The 13,918-nt window shown below is 67.8% G+C and carries 9 protein-coding genes; 5 read left to right on the plus strand and 4 right to left on the minus strand.

Going from position 1 to position 13,918, the window contains the following annotated elements; all coding sequences use genetic code 11:
• Positions 1 to 32: 32 nt before the first annotated feature.
• From ABZ004_RS13085 to eccCa, 3 genes are all read right to left on the minus strand, one after another.
• Positions 33 to 1,514, minus strand: coding sequence for a hypothetical protein (locus ABZ004_RS13085; protein WP_355680036.1), 1,482 nt, complete (start codon positions 1,512 to 1,514; stop codon positions 33 to 35).
• 13 nt (positions 1,515 to 1,527) lie between these two features.
• Positions 1,528 to 1,953, minus strand: a complete 426-nt coding sequence (locus ABZ004_RS13090; protein WP_355680037.1) for a hypothetical protein — start codon at positions 1,951 to 1,953, stop codon at positions 1,528 to 1,530.
• A gap of 75 nt (positions 1,954 to 2,028) precedes the next feature.
• Complete coding sequence (gene eccCa, locus ABZ004_RS13095; RefSeq protein WP_355680038.1) at positions 2,029 to 6,030, minus strand: type VII secretion protein EccCa; 4,002 nt, start codon at positions 6,028 to 6,030, stop codon at positions 2,029 to 2,031.
• 200 nt (positions 6,031 to 6,230) lie between these two features.
• Here eccCa and ABZ004_RS13100 point away from each other — a divergent pair, with 200 nt between their 5' ends.
• Together ABZ004_RS13100 and ABZ004_RS13105 are read left to right on the plus strand one after the other, a co-directional pair.
• The gene (locus ABZ004_RS13100) at positions 6,231 to 6,566 is read left to right on the plus strand and encodes a WXG100 family type VII secretion target (RefSeq protein ID WP_355680039.1); all 336 of its coding nucleotides are present in this window, start codon (positions 6,231 to 6,233) and stop codon (positions 6,564 to 6,566) included.
• Between the two features lie 28 nt (positions 6,567 to 6,594).
• Complete coding sequence (locus tag ABZ004_RS13105) at positions 6,595 to 6,879, plus strand: hypothetical protein (protein WP_355680040.1); 285 nt, start codon at positions 6,595 to 6,597, stop codon at positions 6,877 to 6,879.
• A gap of 69 nt (positions 6,880 to 6,948) precedes the next feature.
• Here ABZ004_RS13105 and mycP read toward each other — a convergent pair whose 3' ends face one another.
• Positions 6,949 to 8,226, minus strand: a complete 1,278-nt coding sequence (gene mycP, locus ABZ004_RS13110; protein ID WP_355680041.1) for a type VII secretion-associated serine protease mycosin — start codon at positions 8,224 to 8,226, stop codon at positions 6,949 to 6,951.
• Positions 8,227 to 8,321: 95 nt separating this feature from the next.
• Between mycP and ABZ004_RS13115 the strand changes: the two genes are divergently transcribed.
• From ABZ004_RS13115 to ABZ004_RS13125, 3 genes are all read left to right on the plus strand, one after another.
• A complete protein-coding gene (locus tag ABZ004_RS13115; protein ID WP_355680042.1) occupies positions 8,322 to 8,672 on the plus strand; it encodes a YbaB/EbfC family nucleoid-associated protein in 351 nt (116 codons plus the stop codon).
• Entirely contained in the window at positions 8,672 to 9,007 is a 336-nt protein-coding gene (locus ABZ004_RS13120) for a hypothetical protein (RefSeq protein WP_355680043.1), read from the plus strand. Before ABZ004_RS13115 ends, ABZ004_RS13120 begins: the two co-directional genes overlap by 1 nt.
• Before the next feature lie 81 nt (positions 9,008 to 9,088).
• Positions 9,089 to 13,918 (plus strand): hypothetical protein (locus tag ABZ004_RS13125; protein WP_355680044.1); only part of this gene is annotated, 4,830 nt, incomplete at its 3' end.

The raw sequence follows: 13,918 nt of genomic DNA on the forward strand, positions 1-13,918 counted from the left end.
ATCGGACGGTGGGCCTTACTACTGTCGGCCGGTCAGCGGCTGCTGAGGCCGCCGTGCTTGACCGCGGGCGGCGCCGGTGCATCCTGGACGGTCCAGAGTTCCTCGTCCAGCAACTGCACGGTATCGACCTGCTCCTTCTCCTCGGCCTTCCGCCGACGGGCGGCCGCTGCCGGTGCCCCGAACGACGCGAGACTGTTGGCTGCGTCGGACTTCCCCGTCCTGCCCCGCAGCTTGGGCGGTACGCCGGGCAACCGGTTCTGCGACCTGCCTCTGCCCTGGACGACCGGAGTCGCCGTTCCGGGTTTCGGCTTGCCGTTCCCCGATCCCATCGCCCCGGGCGGCATCATCGGCGGTGGGGTCGAGCTGGCCGGCGTACCGGTCGGCGTCGTCGAACCGGGTGGCGCCGCAGCCGTCGGCGGTTGTGGCGTGGTCGGCAGCGCGCGACTGTTCATCTGCCGCGCTGCCTGGGCCGGCCCGGTGGCACCATCCCCGGTTGTTCCGCCACTGAAATCAGGCAGGTGCTGCTTCCCCAGTCCGAGCGCGCCACGACCGCCGCCGCCCCCGAGCACGGACTTGCCGAGGCCTGCTCCCTTCGGAAGTTTCGTTGCTGACGGCAACGGCGTGCCGGGCGGGTAGGGGATGCCGCCCGGCGGCGGGATCAGCGGAAGCTGAGGTGGCGTGTGGGCTCCCGGCAGGTTCACCGGGCCGCTCGGCGGTATCGGTGTGATCGGTAGCGGTGTGTTGGGCAGCCCTGCCAGTCCTGTCCCAGGCTCCAACGCGGTGCCGGTGTCGCCACCGGCGTCAGCACCGGCCTGGTCGGCGGCCCCCGGATCGGCACCGGTCTCCGCTCCTGCATCGTCGGCCGCTTGGTCCTGAGCGGCTGAGGAGTCCGCCGGTGCGTTCGCAGTCGGACCGCCCGGAGACGCCGCCCGCGAGTTGTTGCCAGGCGCCTTGTTCGCATTCGCAGGCAGACCGGTGGTGTCACCCGTCGGGCCGTTCCACCCGACATTGGGCGGTACGGCACCGATCGTGGCCCCGACGTCCAGGAATGTCTCCAGCATCGCCTTCCAGGACGCGATGAAGGCCTTGGCCGAATCGTTGGCCGCGGCGATCGGCTCCTGGCCGTTCGCGTTGTACTGCTGGGTCGTTCCGGCCGCCTGGGCGGCTTCGGCCGCTTTGGCATCTTCGATCGCCTTGACCAGCAGGACCCGGGTGTCGACGACCTTCTGGTCCAGTCCATCCGTGACTGCGGGCTTCGGTGCCGCCGAGGCGGTCCACGGTTTCAACGAGTCGTCTGCCATCTTCCAGCGCACGTCGAACGCGTTCCCCGCGTCGTCGTCCCAGTTGTCGGGTCGTAGGCGATTGCGGGCAGCGGCCAGGGCCGACTCGGCGCCGTTGAGGGCGCCGACCAGTCCTGTCCACCAACCGGTGAAACTCTTCGCGACGGAGACCGCCGGTTTGGCTTCTTTGTCGAGTGCGGTCAGCAACTTTTCGAGGTCAGCACTGCTGTACATCGGGAGTCTCCTCTCAGTTGACCGGTGTCACGGCGGGAGGCAGGTGGTATTTCTCGTCGTTGCTACCCCAATAGCCCTTGACCCCGGCCCAGAAGCCGCGTTCGCCCTTGACCTGAGTGACCATCGAACGCTGGTCGGCGGTGGTAGCCACCGTGCTCGAAATCCTTGCGGCGCCAGTGGCGTCGTTGTTGTCGTAGTCGTCTGCGCAGGCCCGGTTGATCTGGGCGAACGAGTCCATCCCGGTGCTCACCTGCGCGGCGAATCCGGTCCCGCGCTGGATGCTGGCCTGGACGGCGGCGAGCATCTTCGCGACAGCCCCCAAGGTCTCCGCTGTGACCTTGGGGTAGTCCCACTTCGGTACGGTGGGTTTCCCTGCAGTGATGACGTCGGCCGAGTTCCTGATCTGGTCGGTTTCCCCGGCCATCTTGTCGCTACCCATCTCTTTCTCCCATCGGTCGGACAGGCTGCCGATGACGGCGGCCCGGCGGTGCGGTTGGTCGGATGATCTGGTCGGTCAGGCTTCCTCCTCGTTCGGTGGGCGCCAGGCCAGCTGGATCAGTTGCGGTTCACCGCGATGCCGGATCAGCCGGCCTCGGCCGGGTGGGAAGATCTCGGGCTTGATGCCGCCCAGCAGCGGACCTTCCATCTTGTCGCCGGACAACAGCACGCCCGGTGTGCCGACATCCCGCATCCGCGCGATGAAAGGCTCGTAGAGTGACCGCCCGGCGCCGTTCATCCGGCGGGTGACGACCAGGTGGAAGCCGATGTCGCGACCGTGCTGAACGAAGTCGAGCAGCGGCAGGAACGGGTTCTCCAGCTGAGTGACGACCAGGTCGTAGTCGTCCACCAGGACGAACAGCTCGGGTCCTTCCCACCAGGTCCGCTTCCGGAGTTGGTCCGGAGTGATATCGGCTGGTGGCAGCCGTTCCGTCATCGATCTGGCCGCCTCCGACATCAGATGTGCCGTACTCGGCCGATCGGTCCCGTAACCGATCAGATGCGGCGTGCTGATCTCGCCGAGCAGGGTGCGCCGGTGGTCGACCAGGAGGATCCTGGCCTGCTCGGGTGGGTAGCTCGCGACGATCCGGGACGCCAGCACCCGCAGGAAGTTCGACTTCCCGGACTCGGCATCGCCGAACATCAGCAGGTGCGGCTCGGTCGCGAAGTCCAGTTCGATCGGACCGAGATCCTGCTCGGACAGTCCGATCGCGAGCCGGTGCCCGGTGCCGTCACGGCGATCCTTGGCCGGCAGGCTGGCGTACGGAAAGGTTGCTGGTAGCAACCGTACGGCGGGTGCGCGGTCACCGGACCAGGCCTCGGCGACGGCCGCTACGAGTTCTGCCACGCCGGCCGCAGCCGAACTGCGGCCGCCTTCGTCGACACCGGCGTCGGACCGGTCGGTCAGATGCGGCAACCCGATCAGCATCTGGTGCCTGGACTCCGTGATCCCGCGGCCCGGACGGTTCGCCGGTACGGCGAGGGCCGCCATCCGATCCACCATCGAGTCGATGGGATCACCGAGCTTGAGCTCCAGCCTGGTGCCGAGCAGATCGCGGATGTTCAGCCGGAGCTCGTAGGACCGGGCACAGGTCAGCACGATGTGGACGCCGTACGAGAGTCCGCGCGCGGCCAGATCGGCGATCGACATCTCCAGGTCCTCGAAGTCGCTGCGCAGGGTGCCCCAGCCGTCGATCACCAGGAACACGTCACCGAACGGATCGGCGGGGAACTCCCCGGCCGCACGACGGCGCCGGTAGGTCGCCATGCTGTCGATCTCCTGGGCGGCGAACTGCCGTTCCCGCTGGGCCAGCAGACCCGAGACCTCAGCCACGGTGCGCCGTACGGCGCCGATGCTCTGCCGGCCGGCGACGCCGCCTACGTGGGGAAGCTGCCGTAGTGGGCCGAGGGAGCCGCCGCCGAAATCCAGGCAGTAGAACTGCACCTCGGCCGGGGTGTGTGTCAGCGCCAGGCTGGTGATGATCGACTGGACCACCGTGCTCTTGCCGCTCTGCGGACCACCGATCACCACCACATGGCCTGCACCGGCGGAGAGGTCCAGTACCAGCGGGTCCCGGCGCTGTTCGAGTGGGCGGTCGACGATTCCGACGACCGCCTGCAGCGATCCCCGCAACGTCGGCTCACTGGTGGTGAGTCCGCGCGCCGGGTCGACCACCGGTCCGGAGTACAGGTCTCCGATCGCGGGCGACTCGTCGAGCGGCGGCAGCCAGACCTGATGCGCGGGATCGCCGTGGCCTTCGAGCTGATCGACGAGGATGTCCAGCAGGCTTTCGCCGATCGTGTCGTCGTTCACCTCGTCGGGGCGCTGCTGTTCGCCGGCGTCGTCGACGACGGGTGCCCGGTAGTTCGTCGAGTACTCCATCAGCTCCAGGGAGTCGTCGTAGGTGCGATAGGTCCCTTGGGCGGTCGGACGCTGATGTACGCCGGAGACGTACGCCGACCGGAACCGGATCAATGGCTCGGTCCCGGACTTCAGGAAGCCGTGTCCGGGCGGCCGGGGCAAGGTGAACGCGTCGCCGTTGCCGAGCACTGTCCGGCTGTCCATGTCCGAGAAGGTCCGCAGCGCTATCCGGTAGGACAGATGAGTGTCCAGACCACGCAGTCTGCCTTCTTCCAGGCGCTGGCTTGCCAGCAACAGGTGAACGCCGAGGGACCGGCCGACCCGTCCGATCTGGACGAAGGTGTCGATGAAGTCCGGCTTCGCGCTCAGTAGTTCGCTGAACTCGTCCACGATCACCAGGAGGGTCGGCACTTCGTCGAGCGGCGCACCGGCGACCCTGGCCTTCTCGTAGTCGCGCAGCGAGGAGAAGTTGCCGGCGGCCCGGAGCAGCTCCTGCCGGCGAAGCAGTTCGCCGTTCAGCGCGTCGGTCATCCGGTCGACCAGATGCAACTCGTCGGCCAGGTTGGTGATCACCGCGCTGGTGTGCGGCAGCCGGTCCAGCCGGGTGAAGGTAGCGCCGCCCTTGAAGTCGACGAGGGCGAAGTTGAGCGAGCGGGGCGGGTGGGTGATAGCGAGGCCGAGCACCAGGGTGCGCAGCAGCTCGCTCTTGCCCGAACCGGTGGCGCCGATCAAGAGGCCGTGCGGGCCCATTCCGTCCTGTGCCGACTCCTTCAGATCGATCTCGATCGGTACTCCGTCGGGGCGGATGCCGAAGCGAAGGCGCAGCCGGTCCCGGTTCGGGCGCTGAACCCAGGTCAAGGTGGGATCGAAGGAGTACGGATCGCCTAGCTCGAGCAGCTCTGCCAGGCCGAGTTCGGCGCTCAGCGGCTGCTCGCCGACCACTCCGGCCGTCAGCCGGAGCGGCGCCAGCTGGCGGGCCAGCGCTTCGACTGCCGCCGGCTCGATGATGTCGGCGGCGCCGAGTTCGGTGTCACCGTCCATCGTCTCGCTGGACAAGTTGCCTTCAGCATCGATAGTGAGCACGATGCAGCTCGGGTCGACCGTGCGCGGCGGCGTACCGGTCAGGTCGACCACCACCACGCCCTCCACGCCGCCGCCGGTCATCAGATGATCGGAGCCGGCCAGCTCGCCGCCGTCGATCACCACCACCAGCTGCGGACCGGACGAGCGCTGATCGACCTCCGGATCGAACCGCGGCCGGGATGCGATCAGGTCCTCGAGCATCGCCTCGATCGCGGTGATGCTGGCACCGACCAGCCGCAGCGAGCCGATGGCGTCGGTCCGCTGCGGGTGCAGTGCATGGGGCAGCCACTTCACCCACTCCCAGTCGGCCTGCTCGGCAGACCCCGCGCAGATGGCGATGCGAAGGTCGTCCGGCGCCTGGAAGGTTCCGAGCTGGGCCAGCAGGGCGCGAACCATGCCGACACTACGGACCCGGTCGCCGCGAACATAGATCCGGCTGAAGCCGCCGACAGCAATCGCGAGTGGCAGGCCGGGTACCTCGGCATACGTTGCCAGGAACCGCCGCAACGCCAGGGCGGACAGCGGCTCGAGCCGTTCGAGTGGCTGCGTGTCCGGTGGGACCAGGGTCAACGGAGCGCTCTGCCGGCCGGCCCCGATCCGTGCCACCCCGAAGTCGGGGTCATCGCGCCGGCGTTCCCAGAGACGGTAACTCGCGGCCAGGCTCCACAGGCTCTCCGGCGCCGGATGCACGTAGGACAAGGCCGATCGCTGCCGATCGATCGCGCGGTTCAGCCGCAGCCTGTGCTGCGCGAGCTGCCGCAGATAGGCCCGGCGGGCCTGGCCCATCTCCCGTTTGTTGGAGCCACCGGCTTGCACGACGGCGACGATCACCATCCCCAGCATCGCCGCGCCGAAGAGGCCGTAGACGACCAGGCGCAGACTGGAGTTCAGGCTGCTCGAGAAGGTGAGCAGCATCGCCCCCATCATCGCCACCATCGGAAGCATCATCAGGGCCTGCGTCCATTGCCGCCCGCTCGGTACCGGGATCTCCGGCGGTGCTTCGAGCAACAGTTCGCCGGACGGCAGGTCCGGTGCCGGCCGGCGGGCCGGCCGCTTGACGATGACCGTCGCCATGTTTCGCTCTCCTCGGTTCGGCAGATCTTGATCGTCGGATCCGCGTTGCCTGGTTGGGACCTGGTGGCAGGAACGTGCCGTGTGGCACGGCGCCGGAGGGTGGCTGCCTACCGTCGGATCGAGCCGCGGGACAGGTCGCGGCTCCGGTCCGCGGCCCGGAAGAGCCGGCGCCCGGCCGCGATGCAGGAGAGGAGAAGACGATGGCGAATCCCGCGAACCAGTTGCACATGGTGACCGAGTCGGCTCAGCACGCGCAGACGATCTCGGCTTCGACAGCGGACAGCTTGCACGGTCACGTGACCAGGCTGACCAGTCATGTCGGCGCCGTGATCGGCAGTGGCTGGGCAATGGACCAGGCGGTCAGCTTCGGCACTGCCCATCAGAGCTGGGCTGACGGCATGGCCAAATTGGTCGTTGCCTTGAACAAGGTGAGTGCCGACACCGGCATGCATCTGAACGACTACGTCAACAACGACGCGACGTTGGCCAGTCAGATCAATTCCGTCCAGGCACCGATGTTCAGCGGAGTGCTCTGATCGGTCGGCGAACCAAGGAGACAATCCCATGGTGATGAAGAAGTGTGAGTTCGGCACGGTCGAAGGGATGCTGGGTCAGGTCCAGGCGACCCACTCCGCGGTGATGGCAGACAAGGATGCGTGGTTGCAGACTGTCGGCCTGACCGCGCAGGACCTGATGGACAACGCAGGTGGGCGCTTCACCGAGGTGAACGCCGCTTGGGATCAGGTGACCCTCGCTATGCAGGAGATGCAGAACCAGTTGCGGGTGACCGGCATGGGGGCGCTGATGGAGAACATCGCCACCGTAGCCCGAGCCGCTGCTCGCTACTGAGTCTGACGGCGAGCAACCGGTCAGCGCGAATGACCCCGGTGCCCTTCAGGCACCGGGGTCATTCGGCGTTCAGCGTTCGGCCGGCGGGGCCGGCAGCAGGAAGAGCTGGTCGGGCGGATCGTCGCGCGGGCGTTCGTTCGACGGTGCGGGAAGCCGGCCCGGACGCCAGCGACGGCGCAGCGCGCCGGGTACGATCAGGGCGATCAGCAGACTCAGCAGAGCCGCACCGATGGCCAGGCCGGACCGTTGCCAGGCGGTGGACATCAGTCGCCGTTCGTTCGCTGCTTTCGTCAGCGCCGCTTGATCGACCGGCGGGTGCGTCAGCACCGGAACAGCGCCCGGGCGCTGGTCGCTCAGACCTTCCGTGACGGCCCGAAACGGGTCGACGAGGCCTGCTCCGTACGTCGTACTGCCGCTCCCGCCCGGCGCCGGATCCGCAGTGGCCAGCAGCCGTCGGGCCACCTCGGCCGCGCTCAGCTTCGGCCACGCGGCCCGGACGAGCGCAGCCGTCGCAGAGACGAAGGGGACGGCGAAACTGGTTCCGCTGTAGTAGTTGTGCCCCCCGCGGCGGCTGGCGCCGACGACCGATCCACCGGGAGCCACCAGGTCGACATAGGGGCCGATCTGGGAACTGTCCAGGCGTTTGCCGTTGATGTCCACCGCGCCGACCCCGAGGACTCCCGGGTAGGAAGCAGGATAGGAAGGCAGGACGTCACCGTCGCGCTGACCGTTCCCGACGGCCGCGACGATCAAGGCGTCGCGACGCTGGGCATAGCTGACCGCCTGCCTGACCTCGGGCTCGTCGCGTTGGCCGGCCAGCGACAGGTTGATCACCCGGGCGCCGTGGTCGGCCGCATAGCGGATGCCTTGGGCAAGGACTCGCGGATCGATCTCATTGGTGGTTCCGTCCGTGGTGCCGCGCTCGCTGACGCGGACCGGCAGGATGCCTGCTTGCGGGGCGAGACCGCGAAAGCCGATCCCGGTCGCGGGATCGGCAGCGATGATGCTCGCCACGGCGGTGCCGTGCGAATCACAGTCGAAGGTCGCGCGGAGTTTGCCGACCTGGAAGAAGTCCTCGCCGGCAGCGATCTTGCCCGGCCGGTGCAGCTGCGGATGGTCGGTGTCGACACCACTGTCGACGACCGCGACCAGGACTCCGGCACCGGTACTGAACGGCCAGACCCGCGTCGGATCCAGAGATTCCTGTGCCCAGGGCAACCGTTGGATCGGTGGGCGGGCCGGTTCGGCATTGGTACAGAGCCCGGCCGGCGGCGCCGCATCGGCAACGCCCGCCGACGTGCCGGCCAGGACCGCGAGAAGAAGGACTGCGCTGATTCGCTTGGCCACGCTTCATCGTCGCGTTCGGCCGCGCGTCACTCGGGTTGCTGGCAGAAAGCGGACATCGCACGTCGTGACGATCGGCGCGCGGCCATGCTGCTCGCATGATCGAGGACTTCACGAAGCTTGCCGAGGATCTGCAAGCAGCCCGCCGGGCCGCATCGGACGTTCGTGGCCGGGCTGAGTCCGATGACGGGCTGGTCGCCGTCACGGTTGACGGCGACGGCGGCCTGGTCGGCCTCGAACTGGATCCACGCATCTACCGCACGCCCGATTCGTCAGCACTCGCAGAGATCATCACCAAGACCTTCGCCGGTGCTGTCGAGGACGCCACCCGCCGCGCCTTCGCCGTCATGCGCACGACGATGCTCCCGGACGCCGACGAGGAGACCGCTGATCTGGTGATAGGGCCGGTGCTCGAACAGATCCGCCGCCGCAAGGAAAGGTCTGCCTGATGGCAAAGGTGAGCATCAACGACAAATTGGCGATGGACACGGACCAGATCCGCACCGCGGGTGCCGCGCTGGCGGCGAAAGCGACGCAGTTCGGAACCGACGCCAAGGCGGTGATCGAGCGGATCGTCGCAGCGGAGCCCGCCATCGGCACTGGCGCGGCCGCCGACAACTTCCATCTCGGCTACAACCTGCCCGCAACGGATGTGAAGGACTCGACGACCGCAGCCGCCGACGGACTGGGTCAGCTCGCCGGGAGCATGGGGACCAACGCGACCGACTACGAACGGGTCGACCAGGAGTATCGGGACAAGCTGAACCGGGCCGCACGGGCGTAGCGTGCGATGCCGGTCGCGCCGCCGCCCCCGGACCAATGGGGCTTCTCCGATCTTGTGCTGAGCCTGGTAGGACACGCCGCTGTGGAGGGCTTCAAGGTCGTCTTCGGATGGCCGGACGCCGACGAGGACAGGCTTCGCAACGAGCTGGCCAAAGGCTGGGACGACCTCGGAAAGCTGGCCGACGACATCGCCAAGGCCGCCTCCGACGAAGTGGCCACCGTGCAGGAGTTCTGGCCTGACTTCGGGGGCGCGGGGTTCGAGCACTCCTTGAACAAGTTCTCCGGCGCCCAGGGGGCCGGCAACGTCGGGAAGTCGGCGTACGACATCGCCGCGCAGGTCCGTGCGTACGCCGATCAAGTGGAGTACACCAAGAAGCAGATCGTCTGGGAGATCGCGATCAATCTGCCGCTCTATGCTGCGGCCGCAGCCGGTGGCCCGGCTGGTTGGGCCGCAGGGGCGCTGGCCCGCTGGCTCATCTCGCGGGGCACCGCCAAGGTGGTCACCGGCTTGCTGGAGGGTCTCGCCGCCAGGGCGGCCGCTGCAACCTTTCCGAAGCTCGCGAGCCTCAACCTGAAGACTTTCCTCAAGGGCATCGTCACCGAAGTGATCGACGAGGAGACCACGACGATCGGTCCACTGCTGCAGACCGGCATGTTCGAGAAGGACCCGCAGTTCGCCCGGGACCAGATTCTGCAGGCAGGTGGCGGGGCTGCGGCCGGCGAGCCGATCTCGCACGTGATCGGGAAACCGTTCGGCGTGGCCGGCCGCATCGTCGAGCGAGGGCTGGACCGGCTCGGGGCGCCCAAAGGTATTGGCCGGCACGCGTCGACCTTTGTGGAGTCCTTCGGCACGAACTCGCTGAGCTCGCCGATCTCGAGCAAGATCGCCAACGACGTGATGACCGGCAACTGGGCGAATCTGGGCAACATCGGCGACTACGGGAAGAGTATCGAGAGCGGCTGGTTGAGCGCGGGGGCGCACGGAACGCTGCGCGCCAACGGAGTGCAGGGGGCGCGCGAGTTCAGCCAGGTCGCCACGAACCACCTGATCGCCAAGCATGGCGCGGACTTCTCGACGTTCACACCGGATATCAATCCTCCACCTCCACCTCCCTCGGCTCAGTTGCCCACTGACGCGAGCGCCGCGGGCGTCGCACCAGGAAGTGCGCAGGGCAGTGGGACCCAAGCCGGAAGCCAGGCCGGCGCGCAGGAAGGCGCGGCGACGACTGGCGGGACACAGGCGGGCGGGCATCCCGGGACGCAATCGGCCGTGGACGCCGGGACACAGACAGCCGGTCAGCCGACGGGGACCTCGCAGCTTGACCTGAACCAGCAGGGCGATCCGGTGGTGGCGCCGCCCGCTGCAGTGCATCCGGGAGCGCATCCGGGTGATGGGACGATCCGGCCTGGGAACGCGGATCAGCCGACTCAGCGGTTCGACCAGCAACACCACGACCAGCAGCAGGTGAATCAACAGCAACAGGCTCCGCAGCAAACTGATCAGCATCCGGTCCAGCAGCAAGCTGATCAGCAGCAGGTTCAGCAGCGAGCGGATCAGCAGCAGGTTCAGCAGTTGGACCAGCAGCATGCTGGGCAGAACACGGCTGATAACACCTCGGATGGTGGTGGTCAGCACGATGTTGGTCAGGTTGATGGGACGCAGGCGGAAACAGGGCATGGGAATGAGGCTCATCAAGAGGTGACGGAGCAGGTTCCGGCTGCACCAGTGATGATGACTCCTGCTCATACTGCGCCCACTGTGCAAGGACCGACGACCACGGCGCCTGTGCAGACGAACTCTCACCGCGCTCCGACGACGGAGGAGGTTCATGACGTCGTCGACGCGACTCCGAAGCCGACAGTCGCCGCCGAAGGCCCGGTGGATGGCAATGCGGCGAAGTTGAAGAGCTTTGTTGCTGATGGGGCCGCTCGGGATGGTGGGGTGGTGTTGGGGCGGGTCAAGGCGGAGGTCGAGAAAGAGGAGGTGGCGGACGCCGCCGGTGTCCGGAGGATCGAGGCGACGATCGAGGGGGACGAGGTCGTCGTCAGGGTGACGCCGTATGAGGGCGATGCCTTTGTCCTGCGGATCTCGGTCGGGGAGGTCACCGATCAGCATCCGGGGGCGTATCGGCTGTCGGACGGGAAGTCCGAGTTCGCCAAGGTGATCGTGTCCGATCGGGCTGATGACGGCGACATCGCGCGCGTCCTTGTGCACGAGGTGCGCGAACTCAACAGCCGGGCGGCAAAGGCATCCGAGGGGCCCGCGTTCAATCCGCATCAGGAGGGGCGGATCGGCGAATTGCTGTTGCTGCACGGCCAGCTGGACCAGGTCGGTCAGCACGGTGAGGCGCGGCGGGCGGCCGTCGCGGCGAAGATGCGCGAGGTCGTCGGTGAACTGAATCTCGAGCATCCGGATACCGAGCAGCGACTGCAGCGGCTCCGAGATGTGGCCGAGGTACGACGAGCGCTGGATGCCGCGAGCGACCGTAGTACGGACTCGACCACGGACAACTCGGCCGCGCCGATCAATGCGCCACCGGCGGCCGATGTGACGGTGACCGCTGCGGACGTGGCCGCGGCCGGATCTGTGCAGGCAGCCGCACACCAAGAGCTCATCGCGCGGATGAACGAGCTGGGCGCCGACGGAACCCTGACCAAGGCGGCGCAGGAGCTGCGGCACAAGTTCTACACCGGGGGCAAGAAGCAGCAGGGACGTCGAGGGCTCGGGGAGATCACGCCGGACGAGCGGACCTTCACGGTCGAGACCGACACCGGTGAGGTCGAGGTCAAACTCCCGTGGGTCTGGCAGACCGACGGCGTACTGAGACTTGAGACGGTCATCGAGGGGCAGAAGGTCGGCGAGGTACAGCACGTCCCCTTCACCGATCCGGTTCTGAAGGTCACGGCCACCATGATGGAGATCTTCCAGCGCATGGTGAACAGCTGGGTCCGGCAGTTCGGCCGGTCCACAGTGCCGATGCCGGTGCGGGTCACTCGCGGCGAGGTCGAGTCCTGGTCCGACCTGTCAGCACAGGAACGGGCGCAGATCGAGCAGGCTGCCCGGGGTCCGAATCCGGTCGAGACGGTGTCACCGGACATGGTGGGCGGCGAGTTCGGTGAAGACTTCGCGCGCACGATGGGGAACTGGCTGATCGGGCGCCACCCCGGCGAGAAGATCTACCGCATCTATCTGCGCGAGGACGGCGCGGACACCTTCGACCAGGTCTACGCGCGGGTCCATCCGGACACTCGCAAGATTCTCGGGTTCGTGATCGTCGAGGCCAAGAATCCGAACGCCGACCTGGGCGCCCGGCTGGAACCCGGCGAGCAGTTCCGTTATGCCCAGGGGCATCGCGAATACGTCAGATCCATCCTCGAGGTGATGATCGGGAAGAACGAGGGAGCCGCCCTCCTCGACTCGTGGCAGCTCGTCGAGGTCAGTGCCCCTACTGCCGCCGACTATGCCGCGAAGTACGCCACCTCGACCGCTGCGAACCGAGCCACCGCGGCCGAAAAGTTTCAGAGGGAGTACGCCGAGAACGCAGCCGAGGCCGCAAAGAAGGCGAGGCTCGAGCAGGGGTTCGCGGACGTCAAACCGGCGAAGCTGGCGGCTAAGACCGCGCTCCGGGAGACGGGCCTGACCGGGAAGAGGCTCGAAAAGGCGGTCAATCGAGCCGGTGAGCAGGCGCTGGCCCCGCACCGAGTCGCTGCGGAAGCCGCGTATGGCAAGACCTATCAGGAAGCGTTCCAGGCTTTTGCGGCCGGTGACTCCGTGGCGGTGGCCGCGGCCGCCGCCGATCATGCGGCAGCTTTGACTGCGGAGGCCGATGCCGCGGCTGCTCACGCCGCGGCCAATCCGGCGGACTCCATTGCTGCTGAGAAGGCTTCGGTCGCCATCGCCGAGGCCGCGCATGCCCGGGTCACGGCAGAGATCGCTGCCTCCGCCGTCGACTTCTCCGCCGACTATGAGAGCGCGTACGCCGCGCACTATGCGGCCGCCTATGACACTGCGTACGCCGCACATGTCGCCGATGGTGGTCCGCGGCCGACGACGGTTCCGGTCCGTCCGGGCATCGACCCCGAGCTGAACGGCAGCGTGGAGTTCGGCCGGGAGATGCTCGATGCGCTGGACAACGGGTCGATGGAGTACTTCGCGGTCCGGGCCGAGGTGGACGAATCCACCGGCCTGCTCCGGCCGAAGGGCATCGCCATCACCGAGTACGACATGTCACCACCGCACACCCATACGCCGGACAGCCCCACGCCGACCCCACCCGGCGGCCCGACCACCGCCACCGAGTCCACTCCGCCCACGCCAACCACCCCGCCCACGCCAACCACTCCGCCGAGCGTGACCACGCCGCCTACCTACGTGGCGGGCGTGCCGGTGGTGGCGGGGGACGGTGCGGTTAGCGGGCAGGTGGCTTCGAACGAGTCGAGTAATCGCGCCGAGTGGAGGTTCGGGCGCAAGGGACAGCCGGATGAGGTTGTGCTCGAGTTGCGGGAGGTACACCGCGCCCAGCGACCACCGACGATCGACGGGAAACCGCAGCGGCCGTATGCACCGCGGGCGCTGGACTGGGCCTTCTCGCGGGATCGTGCTCGTGGGTTGATCCCGCCGGGTGTCATGGTCAACGTGACCGAGTTCAGGGCACTCGAGGAACTTCTCAAGAAGTTGATCCGGAGCGGGCACGAGGTGACTGTCCGGCTTCGGGCGATGCCTGGGTCGAGCCCGGACGGGCATGAACTGGCCGTCGATGTCGCGCTGGTGCATCCGGCCACGGGGCGGACAGCACGGTACGCCGCGCCGACGGTCGCCGCCGCGATAGATGCCTTGGGCAAGCACCCCGTGCCGCCGCAGCCGCCCACCGTGCGGCAAAGCACGCCGGCACCTGCCAAGCCGTCCCACACC

The sequence above is a fragment of the Kribbella sp. NPDC006257 genome (genome assembly GCF_040613535.1).
Classification (GTDB): domain Bacteria; phylum Actinomycetota; class Actinomycetes; order Propionibacteriales; family Kribbellaceae; genus Kribbella.